13 protein-coding genes are annotated in these 16860 nt (G+C 69.2%); 4 read left to right on the plus strand and 9 right to left on the minus strand.

Annotated features, from left to right (window positions below; all coding sequences use genetic code 11):
- The first annotated feature begins 4 nt into the window (after window positions 1–4).
- From NR798_RS25295 to NR798_RS25310, 4 genes are all read left to right on the plus strand, one after another.
- Entirely contained in the window at window positions 5–1111 is a 1107-nt protein-coding gene (locus NR798_RS25295) for a hypothetical protein (RefSeq protein WP_375765053.1), read from the plus strand.
- A gap of 123 nt (window positions 1112–1234) precedes the next feature.
- Complete coding sequence (locus NR798_RS25300; protein ID WP_375765054.1) at window positions 1235–3163, plus strand: hypothetical protein; 1929 nt, start codon at window positions 1235–1237, stop codon at window positions 3161–3163.
- Window positions 3164–3191: 28 nt separating this feature from the next.
- Complete coding sequence (locus NR798_RS25305) at window positions 3192–3416, plus strand: hypothetical protein (protein WP_375765055.1); 225 nt, start codon at window positions 3192–3194, stop codon at window positions 3414–3416.
- On the plus strand, window positions 3417–5852 hold the full coding sequence (locus NR798_RS25310) for a hypothetical protein (RefSeq protein ID WP_375765056.1): 2436 nt from the start codon (window positions 3417–3419) through the stop codon (window positions 5850–5852).
- A gap of 1 nt (window position 5853) precedes the next feature.
- On the opposite strand, the gene NR798_RS25315 is transcribed toward NR798_RS25310, so the two are convergent.
- Genes NR798_RS25315 through tssK form a run of 9 tightly spaced genes read right to left on the minus strand, consistent with a single transcriptional unit; the run spans window position 5854 to window position 16789 of the window.
- Complete coding sequence (locus NR798_RS25315; protein ID WP_375765057.1) at window positions 5854–6384, minus strand: hypothetical protein; 531 nt, start codon at window positions 6382–6384, stop codon at window positions 5854–5856.
- Window positions 6381–10235, minus strand: a complete 3855-nt coding sequence (locus NR798_RS25320; protein WP_375765058.1) for a hypothetical protein — start codon at window positions 10233–10235, stop codon at window positions 6381–6383. The genes NR798_RS25315 and NR798_RS25320 overlap by 4 nt, the downstream gene beginning before the upstream one ends.
- A gap of 3 nt (window positions 10236–10238) precedes the next feature.
- Window positions 10239–10550: a hypothetical protein gene (locus NR798_RS25325; protein WP_375765059.1), complete on the minus strand. Its 312-nt coding sequence runs from the start codon at window positions 10548–10550 to the stop codon at window positions 10239–10241.
- The gene (locus NR798_RS25330; protein WP_375765060.1) at window positions 10547–11185 is read right to left on the minus strand and encodes a DotU family type IV/VI secretion system protein; all 639 of its coding nucleotides are present in this window, start codon (window positions 11183–11185) and stop codon (window positions 10547–10549) included. The genes NR798_RS25325 and NR798_RS25330 overlap by 4 nt, the downstream gene beginning before the upstream one ends.
- Window positions 11182–12831 (minus strand): type VI secretion system baseplate subunit TssF, encoded by a 1650-nt coding sequence (locus tag NR798_RS25335; protein ID WP_375765061.1) that lies wholly within the window; start codon window positions 12829–12831, stop codon window positions 11182–11184. Before NR798_RS25335 ends, NR798_RS25330 begins: the two co-directional genes overlap by 4 nt.
- Before the next feature lie 10 nt (window positions 12832–12841).
- Window positions 12842–13444, minus strand: coding sequence for a hypothetical protein (locus NR798_RS25340; protein WP_375765062.1), 603 nt, complete (start codon window positions 13442–13444; stop codon window positions 12842–12844).
- Window positions 13445–13486: 42 nt separating this feature from the next.
- Window positions 13487–15139, minus strand: a complete 1653-nt coding sequence (locus NR798_RS25345; RefSeq protein WP_375765063.1) for a hypothetical protein — start codon at window positions 15137–15139, stop codon at window positions 13487–13489.
- Window positions 15139–15534, minus strand: a complete 396-nt coding sequence (locus NR798_RS25350) for a GPW/gp25 family protein (protein ID WP_375765064.1) — start codon at window positions 15532–15534, stop codon at window positions 15139–15141. Before NR798_RS25350 ends, NR798_RS25345 begins: the two co-directional genes overlap by 1 nt.
- Window position 15535: 1 nt before the next feature.
- Entirely contained in the window at window positions 15536–16789 is a 1254-nt protein-coding gene (gene tssK, locus NR798_RS25355; protein WP_375765065.1) for a type VI secretion system baseplate subunit TssK, read from the minus strand.
- Window positions 16790–16860 lie beyond the last annotated feature (71 nt).

Below are 16860 nucleotides of genomic sequence, written 5' to 3' on the forward strand. Positions count from 1 at the left end.
CCGCATGCTCCTGATTCACTGGCGCCGTGCTTTGCTCGCCCTGGGCCTCGTGCTGGCGGGCTGCAAGTCGAACCCCCCCGCCGCCACTCCGGACGCGGGCATCGCCGCCGCGCTCGTGCAGGACAAGGCGCCCGCCCCCACCCCTGTGCCTCTCTCCGGGCCGGCCCTGTCGTACTTGAAGTCCGTGGACCCCGAGCGGTGCGACTGGGTCCGCCGGCCCCTCTCCGGAGAGCCCACCACGCTCTTCACCTTCGACGCGGCCTGTACCGGGACCGAGCTCTCCTGGAGCCCGGATCTCGAACAGGGGCTGGTGTTCAACCTGCCCACGGGTGAGGGCGCCCGGCCACGCCTCTGGCGGGTGGACTTCGCCGCGAAGACGGGCACGCCGGTGGAGCTGAAGGGACTGCCGGGCGGAACGGGAGCGCAGGGAGCCCATCAACCCGTCATCGCGAAGGTGGGCTTCGACGCCCAGGGGCGCCCGATGGCGCTCGTCTACATCGTCCCCAAACTGGAGAAGGATCCGGCCGGCGAGCCCTTCATCACCTTCGAGGGCCAGCGCTACCCCGCGAAGGGCATCGAGGGCACGCCCGGACTGGCCCTCGCGTACCGGCTGGAGGGCGCGGACTGGAAGCGCTTCGAGGCGAAGGTGCTCTCCAGTGAGACGGACAGCGTGGACGTGCTCGATGCCGCCCGGCTGCCTGGCCCGAACCCCTTCGCGGCCGAACGCCTGCCCGGGCAGAAGGCCTCGGAGAGCGCCGCGCGAATGCTGAAGGCCGAGCTCCCCCCGCGGGACAAATTCGGACAGTGGATGGCCCTGCCCACCCCGGGCGGGATGCTCTTCTACCGGGGAGAGCGGCTGGAGAAGGACGACGCCCCATCTCCGGCCGCCCCGGTGCGCTGGGAGCAGAACGGGAAGCTGGTGGAGGTCGAGGGGTTGACGGCGAACGACGGAGACCCGCTCGTCTTGCGGCTCCGGGGCGAGCTGCTGGTCATCACCGTCCTGGGAGGGGCGCATTCGGCGCACGTCTACGACACCCGGACGAAGAAGCTCCTCGCCTCCGCCCTGGACGTCGAGCTCGCGACCCTCTGGCCCGAGCCGTCCAGGCCCTAAGCCCCACCGGGCCTCTGGCTGCCCGGCTGCTCCTCGCCGCCGCGGGGGGCTGCGAGGGACGAATCCAGCGGGGATGTGAGATGATGCGCCCAGGCACCCCGAGCGAGGGAAGGAGACCACCCGGTGAGGACGGCATTCCAGGAGGAGCTCAAGCCCGAGCTGACGCTCACCATTGGCGGCCAGTCCTTCTCCATCCCCGGTGGCCAGGTGAAGCACCTGGCCGTGCGCCTGGGCAGCCACGGCTTCACGGCCTCGGTCACCTTCTGGACCTCGCTGGAGAAGAAGGACGCGCCGCTCTACACCGCCTTCCAGAAGCCGGACCTCGTGCAGGTGCGGCTGGCCGTGTCCTCGGTGAACCCCGCGCTCGACTCGCCGCCCGCGCCGCTCGTCGTCCAGGGCATTGCCCGGAGCCGCCGGCTCATCGCGGAGACGCACGGCAAGGACAAGAAGGCCGAGCGCGTCTTCCGCCGCTACACCTTCGAGTTCGCCGACGCCGCCCAGGTGCTCTGGCGCCAGCACCGCCCCGTCGAGCTGCACACGGACATGTCCATGCAGGAGGTGCTCGAGGCCCACAAGGCCACCCTCCAGCTCTCCTACGACTGGGCCGGGCTGCGCCAGAAGCAGGAGATGCTCTGCCTCGCGCTGGGCGCGGATGCCCCCGAGGTGAGCTTCTACGACTTCGTCCTCTGGTACGTGCACGCGCACAACGGCGTCTTCAGCTACGACACCCAGAAGAACGAGTACCTGCTGGCCGACAGCAAGCCCTCGGGCACGGCGGCCCTGCTCGATCGCCTCCAGGTGGGGCACGTGGACGTGCGGCTGCCGCAGCCCATCCGTCATGGCACCCGGGTGCTCAACGCCCTGGCCAACGGGCCCACCACCACGCCCATCGCGCAGCCCCAGGCCGTGGCGGGCGTGTCCCACGACGTGCTGCTGCGCAACCCCATCACCGCCCAGGCCGAGCAGCGGCAGAAGCTGGAGAAGACGCGCCTGCAGGTGCGCCAGCGGCAGCTCAACCTGGCCTTCAAGCACTTCCCCTCGGTGCCCGTGCATCCCGGGGCGCTGGTGCGCCTGGAGGGCCCGCTGTGGCCCGCCGCGTTGACGGGGCTGGAGGAGGACCAGCGGGTGCTGGAGCTGGAGCTGGAGGCCCATGCCGAGCGCGAGGGCCAGCATGACAACCAGCAGACGACCCAGGCCAACTACAACGTGCTGATGTCGGCGCGGCTGGAGTCCGCCTCGGAGCCGCTGGTCACCCTGCCCTCCTTCCGTGCCCCGCGCTACCCCATCCACGTCGAGGCCCTGGTGCACAGCCCCGGCGGCGAGCCCCAGGACAGGCGCTACCTCATCGTCGAGGACGAAAAAACCTCCCTCGCCTACTTCAAGATGACGGTGCCGCTGTGGAACCAGACGGTGAGCGTGCCCGCCGAGCCCATCCACTTCCCCGGCCAGTTCTTCTTCCCGCCGTACAAGAACACGCGGGTGCTGATAGCTCTCCACTTCGCCCATGCCGAGTTCGATCGCTTCCTCGACTGGAAGGAAGGCGTGCGCACGCCGCAGGACGGACAGGGCGATCAGATCCTCCTGGGCTGGAACAAGACGAGCCAGACGGCCTTCACGCACGACTTCCAGGACGACAAGCCGGTGTGGCGCATGCTGCGCACCAACGGGGGTGACACCCAGGTCGTCCGCATGGGGGAGGGCCACCTCTTCATCCAGGTGAAGGAGTCGCAGAGCGGCGGGCCGCCCACGCCCACCTATGACGTCTCGCCGCAGGTGGAGGCCGCCAAGGGAGACCTCACGGCGGCCGTGGGAGGCGCCATCGGGGGCACGACGGCCGCCTACCAGGGCGCGATGGGCTCGGTGCGTGCGAAGATGAAGAGCGCCCAGGCCGAGGCCAAGGCGGTGCTCTCCGGGGCCCGCGCGGAGGTGGGCGCCAAGGTGGCCGAGGCCAAGAGCGGGCTGAAGGGGGCCACCTCCCGGCTGTCACAGGGAGTGGGCCAGCTGTCGAGCGCGGCGGAGCAGGCCAAGGCGGCCCTGAAGAAGCTGCGGTGAGCAAGGAACCGGGGGACGGAGCGCACCCATGAAGCAACTGAGCGGCAAGGTCGCGGAGCTGCGCGGAGAGCTGGAGTCCTTCAGCAAGGGCGTGGTGGCCCGCCTGAAGCCGATCCGCACGGAGGTCGAGGCCCTGACGGGCAAGCTCGAGTCGGCCGTCGGCTCGCTGCGTCCCGAGGTGGACGCGTTCGGTGGCGAGCTTTCGAAGCAGATTGATGCACTGGACGCCGAGCTGGCGGAGATGGAGCCCTGAGTGAAGGCCCTGTGGTCCAGGTTCGACAAGGCGGCGAAGGACGTGCTCGTCCTGCGCGAGAAGCTCGAGTCCTCCGGGGGCCGGGTGCAGAGCTCCGTGAAGGCCATCGAGCCTGCGGTCTCCTCCCGTTTCCAGTCCCTGGAGAGCGCGGTGAAGGGCAAGGAGCAGTCCTTCGTGAAGCAGCTCGATGGGCTGGGACAGGACGTGGTGAAGCGCTGCCAGTCCCTCTCCTCCGAGCTGCTCAACGTGCTGAAGAAGCGCAAGGACGCCCTGAAGAAGCAGCTCGATGAGCGCGTGAAGCAGCTGGAGGGCGAGTACAAGAAGCTGCGAGATCAGGCGGAGCAGGAGCTGAAGAAGATCACCTCCGAGCTCGAGGCCCGTGAGAAGCAGCTGGAGGGCGAGTACAAGAAGCTGCGCGCCGTGGCCGAGCAGGAGGCGAAGAAGCTCACCGCCGGGCTCGAGGCCCAGGAGAAGAAGCTCCAGGAGGAGCTCCAGAAGCTGCGGGCCCAGGTGCAGAAGAAGGAGCCGGGAGCGGCCGCGAAGCTGGAGGCCCGCGAGAAGCAAGTCCAGGAGGAGCTCCAGAAGCTGCGCGCGCAGGTGGATGCGCAGGTGAAGGCGGCCACCGCGCAGGCGGATGCGCGCGAGAAGCAGCTCAAGGACGAGATCCAGAAGCTGAAGGATCAGGTGGCGCAGCAGAAGAAGAAGTTCGAGGAGCGCGAGAAGCAGCTCAAGGAGGACTTCCAGAAGCTGAAGGATCAGGCCGGGAAGGAGCTGGAGAAGCCCATCAAGGAGCTGGAGGCCCGCGAGAAGCAGCTCCAGGAGGAGCTCGACAAGGTCCGCACTCGCGCGAGCGAGGAGTTGAAGGGCGCGGCCACGAAGCTGGAGAACGTGACGACGCTGGTGCTCGCCCCGGCGGTGCAGATCCGCCAGATGGTGGGCCAGGAGACCGAGCGGTTGAGCCAGGCGATCGACGCCGTGCTAGACCCGCCCTCCACGGCCCTGCAGGGGCTCCACGACAGCGTGCAGTCGGCGAGCGAGACCTCGAAGGCCGAGGCGCGGCGGCTCATCGGTCAGGTCCGCGCGGGGCTGGAGCCGGTGCGCTCCACGGTGAAGAGCGCCACCGAGACGGCCGACCAGCTCCTCCAGACGCTGGAGACCACCGTCGCCAACACGCTCGGGGCCGGGCGCGACCAGCTCAACAGCGTGCTCGACACCATCGAGCAGACGCTCGCCGGACAGGTGGATGAGCTGGCCGGCCGCATCAAGGCCGTGGAGCAGCTCATCGAGCAGATCCAGCAGCAGATCGATACGATCATCACCCAGGGCAGCGAGGCCATCGACACCGTGATGCGGACGGCGATGACCACCTTCGAGTCCATCCAGGCCCCGGTGCAGCAAACGATCGACACCGCCTTCTCGGTGTTGGATCAGCTGATGGAGACGGTGGCCCAGCTGGAGAAGCAGCTGCAGGCCCTCTTCGCCCTGCTGCCCGAGAAGCTCGAGCAGCTGCAGACACTCTACAAGACGCTGGTGGGCACGCTGGAGTCAGTGCTGTCCAAGGCCGTGCAGATGCTGGAGGCCATTCCCGCCTCGGACCTGCCCAAGCCGCTGGTGGACCCGGCCATGCAGGCCATCAGCAAGGTGGTGACGCAGATCTCCACGCAGATCACCACCATCTCCAACCAGGTGGCGCAGCAGCTCACGACGCTGCAGGATCAGCTCATCACCCAGGTGGAGCAGCTCCAGGCGCAGGCGGTGCAGCAGGTGCAGACGCTGCAGGAGCAGCTCGTGCAGCAGATCAGCACCCTGTTGGAGTCGGTGCAGAGCACCATCGACCAGGCCGTCTCCCAGGTGGAGCAGCTCGTGGTGCAGGTGACGGCGCAGATCGCGACCGCGCGGGATCAGGTGGTGAAGCAGGTGGAGGCGATGGTGGAGCAGGTCACCACGCGCGTGGACGAGCTGAAGGCCCAGGTGAAGCAGCAGCTGGACATGCTCCAGCAGCGCCTCGCCGATGGGGTGAAGGCCGCGACCGACCAGATGGCCAAGGTGGGCGAGGCGGTCGAGACGCAGGTGGACGCGGCCCGCGAGCAGCTGAAGTCCGGGCTCGACACGGCGCGCACGTCGGTGGAGCAGGCGCTCGACGAGGTCCACAAGGCCCGCGAGCGCATCGAGACCGAGCTGGCCACGCGGATTGATCAGCTGCTCAACCCCCTGGCGACGCAGGCCGGGGGGCTGATGGACGAGGCGGCGAAGCAGATCGACGCCATGGCCGGCCGCGTGGACGAGGCCCGGGAGCAGCTGCTCGCGCCCCTGGACAAGCTCGAGAAGTCCATCCAGGAGACCACCCTCTTCGACGAGCCGGTGAAGCAGGCCCGCACCTGGGTGGAGAAGATGATGGACGGGCTGGACGCCCAGGTGCGCGCGCTGGCCGCCTGAGCTACTTGGCGCCGGGCAGGCCGGGCAGCTTGGGCATCTCCTTGGGCATCTCCGGCATCTTGAAGCCGCCTTCCTCCGGCGGCTTCGCCTCGGGCGCGGCCTGCTCGTCCTGGGGCAGCGCGGGAGGCGTCGAGTCGTTCAGGATGCGGCTGACGGTCAGCTCGATGTCCACCGCACTGGTCACCGGCGGGCTGAGCAGCAGCTGCCAGTTGCCGTCCGGGGCGGTGAAGAGGAAGGAGACGGCCAGCGCCCCCTCCTTCGGCGTCTTCACCTGGAAGCGCTGGATGGTGCCCGGGTAGATGACGGACGTCTGCAGCACGGTGTTGTCCGGGGCGCCCACCTTGGCGGCCACCTCGGAGTACGCCTCGTTGGCGTACTGCTTGGGGTCCACCTGCCGGACCAGCATGTACATGGGCCGGCCCAGGTTGGTCCCCGGAGGCGACTTGACGTTGAGGTTGATCTGACTCGCGGCGCAGCCACTGAGCAGCGCCATCGCCGCCAGGGCCGTCAACCGATACATGCGTGTGCTCATCGCGGCACCTCCCGGAAGGGCACCCAGGGGTCACCCTTGAGGCCGAAGCTGATTTCCAACCCGCGCTTGCCCACGCCGTTGCCCTGCAGGGCGAGGCTCCACTGGCGGCGCTGATCGTTGGTGAGGGTGGCTTCCTCGAACAGGCGGAAGCAGCTCCAGGCCGAGCGGTTCCACGGCAGCGACAGGTACTGGGGAGCGTCGCGCGCGGGCGAGCGCATCTCCAGCACGATGGAGGACACCTGCTGATCCCACCAGCTCAGGGGGAACTCCTGCCAGGAGGGGCTCTGGTTGAAGCCGTACGCGGTCGTCTTCCCGCACTTGAGGGAGGACATGGTGACGAAGACGCCGGTGATGGGCGGCGCGGGCAGCGGCTGGGGCTGCACCTTCAACATGAGCGGCCGGGGCCGGCCCTCGTCATCCCACAGCAGCTTGGACAGGCGGGAGAGGCGGCTGAGGGTGAGCAGCAGCTCGTCCGGCATGGTCAGCTTCTCGCGCAGCGGGCCGCGCAGCGACCACTGCGTGCCGCGCTCCACGGCGACGCGGGAGAACATCTGGTCCACGAAGTGCCAGAAGGCGCCGTCCTTGCGGCGCAGCACCTCCAGCTCGCCCGGATCCACGTCCTCCTTGGAGTCGGGGTTGAAGGGGTAGCGCTCCAGCATGGGCCGCAGCATGCGCCCGGTGGCCTCTTCCCACTGGCGCGCCAGGGTGGCCTCCAGCTCCTGCTTGCCCAGCTTCTGCACCTGGAGGAAGGGCTTGAGGAAGGGCTGGCGCAGATCGCCGGTGATGCCCTGCGTGTCCAGCCACTCCTGGGCCTTGCGCAGGTAGGAGCCCTCCTCCTCGAGCAGCATGGACAGGGCCACCTTCTCCAGCGGGGTGATCATGTCCGCGAGCTCCGCGGTGCCGTCCTGCGGCCCCTCGGCGCCCTCCTCGCCTTCGGCCGGGGCCTTGTCCTTGGGCGCGGCCTCCGGGGCTCCCGCCGCCGCCTTGTCCTTGCCGGCGGCCTTGTCCTGGCCGGGCTTGGACACGGCGTCCAGCTCGTCATGCATCTGCGCCACCAGCGCGTGGTACGGGGCGAGCGCGGCATAGAAGCCGCTCTTGTCCGCCGTCATGAGCTGGACGATGGGGCGGAAGGGCGCCACGGCATTGCGCAGCGGCTCGTAGTAGGGCCCCTCCAGCGGCTCGAGGTTGGCCCGGGTGGCCACGTCGCGCAGCATGTCCACCTGCTCCGAGGAGGGCTGGGTGAGCCGGGCCAGCGAGTCGAGCAGCTGCCTGCGCGGCACGTTGAAGTCGTAGCCGCGGAGGGTGTGGAAGAGACCGTCGCGGTAGCCCTGGGAGAAGCCGTTCACCCGCTTCTGCACGTAGGCCTCGCGCTTGGCGGCCTCCTCCAGCGGCAGCTGGGCGTTCTTCAGACGCTGGGTGAAGTCATCCACCAGCGGCTTGAGGTCCGCCTCGAAGGGCGTCCGGGTCAGCACCATCTGTCCGTCGCGCACGGAGGCCGTGGCGGCGATCGTCAGCCGGCCGTTCTTCTCGTAGTAGTCGAGCATGGCCTGGAGCAGATCCCGCGACAGCTGGGGCGGGCGGAACTCGAAGGACTGCTGGAGCAGCTCGATGCGGTAGGGGCCCTTGTTCTCGCCCGTCAGCCAGAGGCCATCGCGGGTGAGCAGCTCGGAGGGCGTCATCTTCTCCACGGCCTGGTAGCCCGCGTAGGCCTCCTCCTCCATGCGCAGCACGGCGGCGAGCGTGTCCCGGTTCGCCCTCAGCCAGTCGAGCACCTGCACGGTGGTCTCGATGCCCTCGAAGTGGCGCGTGTTGACCTGCACCTCGGAAGCGTCGAACAGGTTGAGCACGGAGGGCAGCGAGGTATAGACGTCGAGGTCCGCCAGCTGCGCCTGCAGCCGCTCGCGCTCCTCGCGGCGCAGCTCCAGCTCGGGGATCCCCTTGTGCCCGGCCTCCAGGGTCTGCCGCAGGGCCAGGAGGTGATCCACCCAGGGCTTGAGCTGGCTCTCGAACGTCAGCCGCTGCACGTAGGGCCAGCAGGACCAGTCCTCGTCCGCGTTGTTGTTGATCTGCACGGCCCCGCGGCGGCAGGGCGGATTGCGCTCCCAGGGATTGTCGCTGGCGAGGACGTAGGTCGCCACCAGGGGCTCGCGCAGATCCAGCGCGGAGATCCACGTGCGGGTCTTCTCGACGCTGGAGGTGGCCGCGGCGCCGGACTCGCCGTCGCGCAGCTGGCGCAGGAAGCGCGTGTGTTGGGGCTGGACGCTGGAGCTCACGAAGGAGCCCAGGCTGTCCCCATTGGAGGCGTGGAGGGTAGCCAGCAGGTAGAGCACCTGCTCGGGGCGGCAGTCCTTGGGCTGCTTGCGGCAGTGCGTGAGCGCGGGCCGCAGGTGGCTCTCGCGGATGCCCCGGGCCAGCCGCTGACGCAGATCCAACATCTCATCGGGGAAGCTGGAGCTGAGCGGCGGCCACCAGCGCGTGGCGCGGTTGAGGTGCAGCAGCGCCTCCGCGGCCTCGTTCACCTCCTGCTCGACGACCTCTCCCCTGCCCTCCAACCCCTGCTCGCGCAGCTCGGCGATCGTGTCCTCGAAGCCCTGCAACTCCTCCTGGGCCTCGCCCAGCAGCGAGTAGAAGTGGGCGTAGGCGAGGATCACCGGCAGACAGCCCACCACGGCGATCGTCACGGCGCGCCGCAGGTGGGTGCGCAGGTAGTGCTGGCGCAGCGACTGGGTGGAGCTCTCCTCGGCCACCACGGACAGGGTGTCGCTGGCGCGCGCCTCGGGCGTGCGGGAGGAGAAGAAGACCCGGGTGATCCGCGGCTTGTAGGAGAGCGTGTCGCCCTCCAGCAGCGCGGAGACGAACCGGCCGAGCGCGGAGAACGAGCGGCCGCCCTGGGAGTAGAAGTGCTCCAGGCGCTCGAAGTCGTCCACCGGCAGCGAGGTGAGGCCCAGGGCCAGGTACTGCTCCTGTCCCTCCAGCAGCGAGGACAGCTGGCCTTCCTGGCCCTCCTTGGGAATCTCGAAGGAGAGCGGCACGCGGTGCTTCTTCAGCAGCCGGGCGAAGTCCTCGAAGCCCTCGAGCCCGTCCATGTGCGTGAGGCACAGGCGGGTCTCCACCGGGCCCCCGCGGGCCTCGGACATGATGTTGAGCTTGCCGCGCAGCAGCTGGGCCATGCGCCGCTGCTCGTCGGGCGGGGTGTCCGCCAGCCAGCGCACGTCCAGGGCGATGACGGCCAGGCCCTTCTGCCGGTGGCTGAAGCACTTCTGCCACATCCGGCGCAGGGCGCCGCGGGCCCCGAGCGACTCATCCTCCAGCAGCGGGGCGGACACCTCCTGCACCACGCAGTCGGGCCCCAGGTACACCTGGAGCAGCGCGTCCGCGGTGTAGCTGGGGAGGAACTGGCGGGCCTGGCGCTGCCAGTCCACGTCCAGGCCGATCAGCTCCGTCTTGCCGCTGCCGGCGGGCCCGAGCACCACCACGTTGGGCAGATCCACCACGGCGGCGCGGTTGGCCCAGGGCAGCCCGGAGAGGAAGGCCTGGCGCACCCGCACCAGCCGGTTGGAGTCCATGGGCGGAGGGCCGCTGGAGGCCGGATCCCCGGCGCGCCGGCGGCGCCACCACGGCACGATCCACTTCACCGTGGCGTACACGAGGAACGCCACGGCGCCGATGATCAGCAGCCACATCATGTACGGGCTGATCATCTGCCAGATCTTGCCGAGCGTCGTCGCGCTCGTCTTGACCGACTGGGCCCCCGCGTTGAGTTGCTGCACTCCCGCGTTGAGCGCCTTGGTCGGATCCCCCCCGGCGGGAGCCTGCGCCATCACCACATTCAGCAGCAGCTGCGACCCCACGGCTCATCTCCCCCCGCGAGCCGCGCTCGCCTTGGAGCGTCCAGAACGCGCGGCCAGTTGGAGTGCCTCCAACACGTCTTCCAGCTCGTCCAACGACTGCAGGAGCTTCTCGTGCCGGGCCTCGTGCTCCTTGGGCGCCAGCCGCGTTCCCCCCGCCTCCGGGAAGAGCGCCGCCACGCCCGCGCGCACCTCGGCCAGCAGGGGCTCCACGCCCGCGCTCAGCCCCCCCAGCTCGGAGTGGATGATCTTCTCCAGGCGGCCCAGTTGTGACCGTGCCCCCTGCAGCTCCTTGACGATCTGCGCTTCGGCCCTCATCGCGATAGCCACCACAGTAGCACCGGGACGGTCACGACCACGAATCCGGACACCGCGTAGTAGCGCCACGGGAAGGCGTGGACGAGGGGCTGCTGGGCCACGGCGGGCGGGAGCGCGGGCATCGCCTCGGGCGTGGGGATGCGAGCGGCCAGGCGCTCCTTGTACTCGCGCAGCCGGGCGGTGTTGCCCGCGTAGCGGCCCTCGAAGCCGGCGGTGAGGCAGAAGTGCAGCAGCTCGAAGACGAGCGGCGAGGCCCCGCGCTGGACGAGCTTCTCGTCGGCCACCTCGTAGAAGCGATCGCCGCCCGAGTCGATGCCGTACAGCCTGTGCTGCAGCAGGGGCCAGTCGGCCTGCTCCATGTCCGCGAGCCGGCGCAGCACCAGCTCGTCGACGAGATAGACGAAGGGGCGCACCGCCTCGTCGATCTCCTCTTCCCGGTAGGTGCCGCCCAGGGCCCTCTGCAGGACGCTCACCTCGGCCAGGAGCAACTGCTGGAGCTGGATCAGTCCCTGGAGGCCCACCCGCACCTCGGTGCGCTCTCCGCCCGCGGCGGGCTCGGGGGGCAGGGATTGATCCAACAACGAGCGCACCTGCCGGTGCGTCCGGAGGATGCTCTGCCAATGCTCGAGTTTCATGAGGATACCTTGAACTGGAAGGGGCCTGCCCCCGCCACGGTGGGCCGCAGCACCACCGAGGCCTCAGAATTCCACGCTTCCAGCAGCTGGTGCACCTGCTCCAGGAAGCAGGCGACCAGGGGCTCGGCGCTCGCGTCGAAGGGCTCCAGCAGCAGCTCGTAGACGTGCAACAGGCCGGAGCCCCGCAGGGCGCCATCCGGGGCCACTGTGGCCTTGAGTTCCCGGAGCCAGGGGATGACGCGGCGGAAGGGCTCCTCGGCGGGGGTGCCGAGGTAGCTCAGCAACGCGGCCAGCTCGTTGCGCTCGAGCGTGGACTTGACCTTCCAGGCGAGCAGCCGGGTCAACCCCGCCACGTCGTTGCGCAGCGTGCTCTCGCGGTGCGCCTCGAGCCGGCCCACCAGCTGCCAGCCCAGGCCCTCCACGTGCCGGCCCGGGGTGGAGACCGCCACCCGGCCCACGGCCTCGGAGACGAACTGGGGCTGGTGCCAGAGGGCTTCCACCAGCAGCTTGCGCGGCTCCAGGAAGGCCTCGGGCATGCGCACCAGCAGGCTGTGGCGCGTGCGCAGGTCCTCATCGAGCGACTCGTCCAGCTCATAGCTGGGCCCATCACCGGGGAGGAAGGCCGGGCGCATGGGCATGCGGCCCGTCTTCTCCAGCACGTACACGCCGGTGACCGAGTGCAGCTGCAGATCTCGCCCGGCGGTCATGCCGCGGATGGGGTACTCGGAGCGGGTGCCGTCGGTGACGATGGGCTGGGCGGGCTCGGCCTTGAGGTTCTCCACCGGCACGACGAAGGGGTGGAGGAAGTCCGGGTAGCTCGAGCGGCCCACCGACCAGGACTTGTCCAGGTCCAGGCACAGGCTGAAGCGCGTCCACTCCTTGCGGTGCGAGGGCACCGACACGTGGAGGAAGAGCCCCTGCTCGGGCATCTGGAAGAAGGCACGCACGCGCTGCAGCGGGTGCTCGTAGGCGCCCGCGTCATCCAGCTCACCGGGGGCGGTGCCCAGGGAGAACTCGCACGGCAGGGGCTGGGAGGACTCGTTGGCCGGCGCGTCGTACACCACGCCCACCTGGGTGAGGTGCTGGCGCAGCGCGTGGAAGACGGCCAGGGAGGGACGGTACTCGTCCAGGTGGCGCACGAGCAGGCTGAAGAGGCCCACCGGATCCCGGCGCGGGAAGCTGGACTCGTAGCGGAGGATGAGCCGCCAGCGCCCGTCCGGCAGGCGCACCACCTCGGTGCCCGCGGAGGAGATGGGGAGGATGCGCAGGTGACGGCGGGTGCGGAAGGCGCCGGATACCCCGTGGGCGGGAGACAGCCGCAGCTCGGTGCCCCGGGTGAGCACCACCGTCTCGGTCATCTTCTCCGCCGGCAGCGCCTGCACCAGCGCCACCGCGGGCAGCGGCTGCAGCAGGAAGTCGAAGAAGGCGGAGAACAACCGCAGCCAGGTGGAGCGCAGGTTGTGCTGCGTGGCCAGGCGCGTCTGCACCGAGAAGAAGGCCATGGACTCGATGAGGCGCCGCACGTGCGGATCCTCCCGGTCCATGGGCACGGTGGGGTACGAGCCCAGGAAACGCTGCCGGAAGCGCTCGAGCGCATCCAGCTCGTTCAGGTAGTCCAGGTACACCCGCTCCGACGAATCGCTCACCGCACCCTCATCATCCCAGCTTCACGAGCGAGCCGCCGACGGTGGTCATCGAGCCCTTGAGGTCGGCCATGCCCGAGGACTCGAGGCCGAGCTTGGCCTGGGCGGCCACCTTGATCATGGGGGCGGCCAGCTCCGCCTGGGCCTTGCCGGCCATCTTCAGGTTGACGCCCTCGATCTTGTTGTCGCCGCCAGTGGCCGTGAAGCTCGTCTGCATGCCCTTGAGATCGAGGTTGGTGGCGGCCTCGATGGCCACCTTGGCATTGGAGGACAAGGCGGCGTCCTGCGTGGCGCTCTGGGTGAGCTTGGCGCTGGAGGTGAAGGTCATGTCCTTGGTGCTCTCGACCTTGAGGATGTCCTGGCTCGCCCAGCTCGAGGCCTTGGCCGACTTGAGGGTGAGCGTCCCGGTGGCGTCCACGGTGAAATCCTTGCACGTGATCGTGACGCTGTCCTGCTTCTGGACGTAGGTGCTCGTCTCCTCGGAGCCCTTCACCGTGATGGTGATGCTCGTGCCATCCATCACCACCGTCTGGGTGATCTGGTCGTCGGCGTTCTCCACCTTTACGGTGACGCCTTTCTCCTTGTCCAGCTCAACGGTGCAGACGAGCTTGCCCATGGTTCCTCGCCTTCCTGGTGGGGTGCCGGGGCGCCCCGCGCGTCACGACGGCTCTTCCTTCACCTGGATGAGCAGCGTGCCCTCGTCTAGTTGGATCTTCTGCGTGTCCTTGGCGTTGGTGCGCTGCATGAGGAACACGGGCTTGTCGTCCGTGTAGAAATGCTTGAGCGCGGTGCCATTCTCGGGCGTCTTCCCCACCAGCAACTGCACGCCCTGCCCGTCCTGGGGCATGCGCGCGCCGGTGCGCCAGTCCAGGAAGCGCTTGATCCACGCGGTCTGGAAGCCGAGCGCCACGAGCACCCGCTCGCCCTTGTAGGCGGGGAAGTAGAAGTGGCCCGGCAGCAGGTTGGGGTTGAAGGGAGCGGGGATGATCTGATCGGCGAAGAGAGGGATCTTCACCTTGTACCCGTCCAGGGACGTCTTCGAGTCGGTGTAGGCCTGCCAGGTCTCGTCCTTGTCGGCGCCCTGCTCGCTGACGATGAAGCCCTCCACGTAGCGCGGGTAGGCCGGGGGCTGCCAGGCGGGCAGATCCACGTAGGGATCGTCCTTGCGCTCCAGCCGGGTGCTCATGCGGAAGGAGAAGAGCGCGTTGGAATCGTTGTAGACCTCTTCCTGGCCCTGCTCGTCCGACACCTCCCCGGAGAGGTGCAGGCTGCGGACGCGGAGGGGCTCACCCGCCGTCAGGCCCGCGGCGCCCCAGGCCGCGTTGTCCGGCAGCTTCACCAGGGCCCCGGGGGCGAACGTCTTCTCGGGGAAGGAGCGCCAGACCAGCTCCATCTCCGGGCTGCGCCACTTCAGCCGCGCCGTCTCCAGGTCCACCCGGGCCTGCACGTCGTCCGAGATGGGGGTGCACAGCAGCACGTCCTGGCGGATGCCGGCGACGGCCTGCTTCTGCGTCACGGGCTGGGTCTGGGGGCTCTCGGCCGTGGCGTTGAGCACCGTCACGTCGTGGCGGATGACCTCGGGCAGCAGCACCTCCAGCCCCTGCAGGTTCTCATCCACCAGCTTCAGCGGCGTGCCCGAGGTGTCCTTGGCGGCCGCGAACTTGTAGCCCTGCGTCGCGTAGTCGTACGTCCACACGCCCCGGTGGCCGTGCACGTACCAGAGCACCCAGTCGTAGAAGCTGGCACCGCCCTCGGGATTCAACCCCACGAAGATGATGGAGTGCGAGGTGCCCAGGCCCGCGTCCCAGTCGTAGGCGAGGCGGATCTTGTCGCCCTTGTGCGCCTCCAGCACGTCCTTGAGCGTCTTCGAGGTGTAGAGGGCACAGGGGTAGTGCTGGCGCCACAGCACCCGCGCGGCGTCCTGGAAGCGGATGCCATAGCGCCGGTGGAGGATGACGGAAGCGCCGCTGGTGGTGGGGACGACCTCCTCGACGAGCGTCTTGTCGGTGACGAGCCCCTGCACCTTCAGCGCGGTATGGGACGGCCGGGCCGAGGCCTCGGCGAGCACGGCCTTCACCTCGACGGTCACCTCGACCAGGTCCGGCTTGATGAAGTCCGCGAGCAGCGCGTCCTTCTCCTTGCCACCCTGGGCCGAGTTGTCCGTCAGCAGGAACTCCACCTCGCCTTCCAGCCCCCAGCTCCACAGCTCCAGCGCGAAGCGCTTGATGCTGCCGGCGATGATCTCGTGGGCCTTGCCGGCGATGGTGAGCGTGAGCGTGACCGCAAGGCGCTCGTCGAAGGTGTGCTCCATCACCCCTCCTCGTCCTCTTCCACCCGGACCCGGCCGCTCACGGTATGGAAGAGGAGCCGCAGCGTGCAGGGCGCGCCGTTGAGCTGGCCGGTGAGCACGAAGTGAAGCCACAGGCCGGAGTCGCGGCCGCGCAACTCCAGCTCCGGCTCCTCCAGGCGCGACTCGAACTGCCGCACCGAGTGCAGCAGCTCGCCGGCGAGTGTCGCCATCAGGTCCCGGGTGCCGAACTTCTCCGTGTAGCGCCCCACCCCGAAGCCCTGGACGAAGTAGCCAAAGCCTTCCTTGGTGTTGAGCACGGACTCCAGGTTCTGCCGCACGAGCGCCAGCTCGCCCTGGCCGGAGCCCGAGCGCTGCCAGGGGCTGGTGAACTTGTCGAGGAAGGAGGGGCGTGCCATCTCAAGCCCTGCGCCAGAAGAGGAAGACCTGCGTGCCCTGGAGCGCCGGGGTGGCGTAGAAGGCCATGCCGTTGTCGCGCTGGGCGTACTGCCACTCCTCCCCCATCGACAGCTTGTACCAGGAGATCTCCGGGCCGAAGGCGTGGGGGAAGGCGGGGTGCGGCACGTGCTGGAAGGGAATACCCCGGAGCGCCAGCCGGCGCACCGCGGGCAGCCGGGAGGGGCTCGCCACCTTCACGCCCTCCATGGACGGAGGCTGGCTGGGGTCCTCACTGCGCACCAGCAGGTACAGCTCGCTCTGCATGCCCTCTTCCAGCGCGGGCAGGGGCGAGAGGACGAACTGCCCTTCTTTCTGGTCGAAGGGCTTGTAGGTGAGCCGCGTGTCCTCGGGGCGGAAGGCCCGGTTGAGCAGCGTCATCCACCCCCACAGCCCCTCGGCGGGATCATCATGGAGGTAGGTGGGCATCTCGCCGGTGGGCTCCAGCTCCAGGTAGCAGCACACCTCGAAGTAGAACTGGCGCAGGGCGGCGAAGAAGACGTACGGGTGGGGGCTGATGCCGTTGCGCATGTCGGTGCGCAGGGCCTGCAGGCGGTGCACCTCGAGCAGGGTGCGGCGGGCGCTCGCGAGCCGCTCACCGCGCTGGTAGCTGTCCAGCAGGAGCGTGCGGAGCTGGCCGTGCGCCTTCTCCAGCAACAGGTCCAGCTCGGCGAGCAGCGCGTTGAGGAAGGGATTGGGCCCCACCAGCAGCAGCGGCGGCACCTTCCGCGTCGCGGGGCGCCAGGAGCCATCGAGGTTCTTGGAGAAGGACACCAGCTCCAGCGAGGAGAGGGCCCGGTCCACGGACTGCTCGCTGGAGAGCTGCAGCTTGCGCAGCACGCGCTGCACATTGGGCGGCTCGTCCGCGTAGAGCGGCACGCCCTCGGTGCCACGCGTGTCCTCCAGCAGGTGCAGGAAGACGGTGACCTCGGCGCGCCCGGTGGCCTCCAGCGAGAAGGATGGCAGGGCGGCATTGCCCGGCACGTCCACCAGGAAGCCTCCGGGCAGGACGGCGGTCAGTGAAGAGATGGAGAGGCTTCCCTCGGCCAGGAGGGCTTCACTCCACGCGAGCGAGGCGATGCCCGTCTGGGGCAGCCCGGACAGCCCGGCGTGCAGCCGCGCCTCGGCGGAGAGGGCCTCGTCCTGGGCGCGGAAGTGCTCGGGAAGGAGCGTCTGGCCAACCTGCCAGCGGACCCGCGCGAGCTTGTGGTGCTGCATGGTGATGGATTCCTGGGGTGAAGGGTCAAAGAGGCCGTCTCGCTGGAGGCTCTCCAGCCCCTCCCAGGCGG

This window comes from Archangium gephyra (assembly GCF_042230915.1).
GTDB lineage: Bacteria > Myxococcota > Myxococcia > Myxococcales > Myxococcaceae > Archangium > Archangium gephyra_B.

Excerpts from the sequence above, each read along its gene's own strand:
- tssK (WP_375765065.1), bottom strand. The coding sequence starts at position 16,789 with ATGCAGCACCACAAGCTCGCGCGGGTCCGCTGGCAGGTTGGCCAGACG.
- NR798_RS25315 (WP_375765057.1), bottom strand. The coding sequence starts at position 6,384 with ATGAGCACACGCATGTATCGGTTGACGGCCCTGGCGGCGATGGCGCTG.
- NR798_RS25350 (WP_375765064.1), bottom strand. The coding sequence starts at position 15,534 with ATGGCACGCCCCTCCTTCCTCGACAAGTTCACCAGCCCCTGGCAGCGC.
- NR798_RS25330 (WP_375765060.1), bottom strand. The coding sequence starts at position 11,185 with ATGAAACTCGAGCATTGGCAGAGCATCCTCCGGACGCACCGGCAGGTG.
- NR798_RS25305 (WP_375765055.1), top strand. The coding sequence starts at position 3,192 with ATGAAGCAACTGAGCGGCAAGGTCGCGGAGCTGCGCGGAGAGCTGGAG.
- NR798_RS25295 (WP_375765053.1), top strand. The coding sequence starts at position 5 with ATGCTCCTGATTCACTGGCGCCGTGCTTTGCTCGCCCTGGGCCTCGTG.
- NR798_RS25325 (WP_375765059.1), bottom strand. The coding sequence starts at position 10,550 with ATGAGGGCCGAAGCGCAGATCGTCAAGGAGCTGCAGGGGGCACGGTCA.
- NR798_RS25340 (WP_375765062.1), bottom strand. The coding sequence starts at position 13,444 with ATGGGCAAGCTCGTCTGCACCGTTGAGCTGGACAAGGAGAAAGGCGTC.
- NR798_RS25345 (WP_375765063.1), bottom strand. The coding sequence starts at position 15,139 with ATGGAGCACACCTTCGACGAGCGCCTTGCGGTCACGCTCACGCTCACC.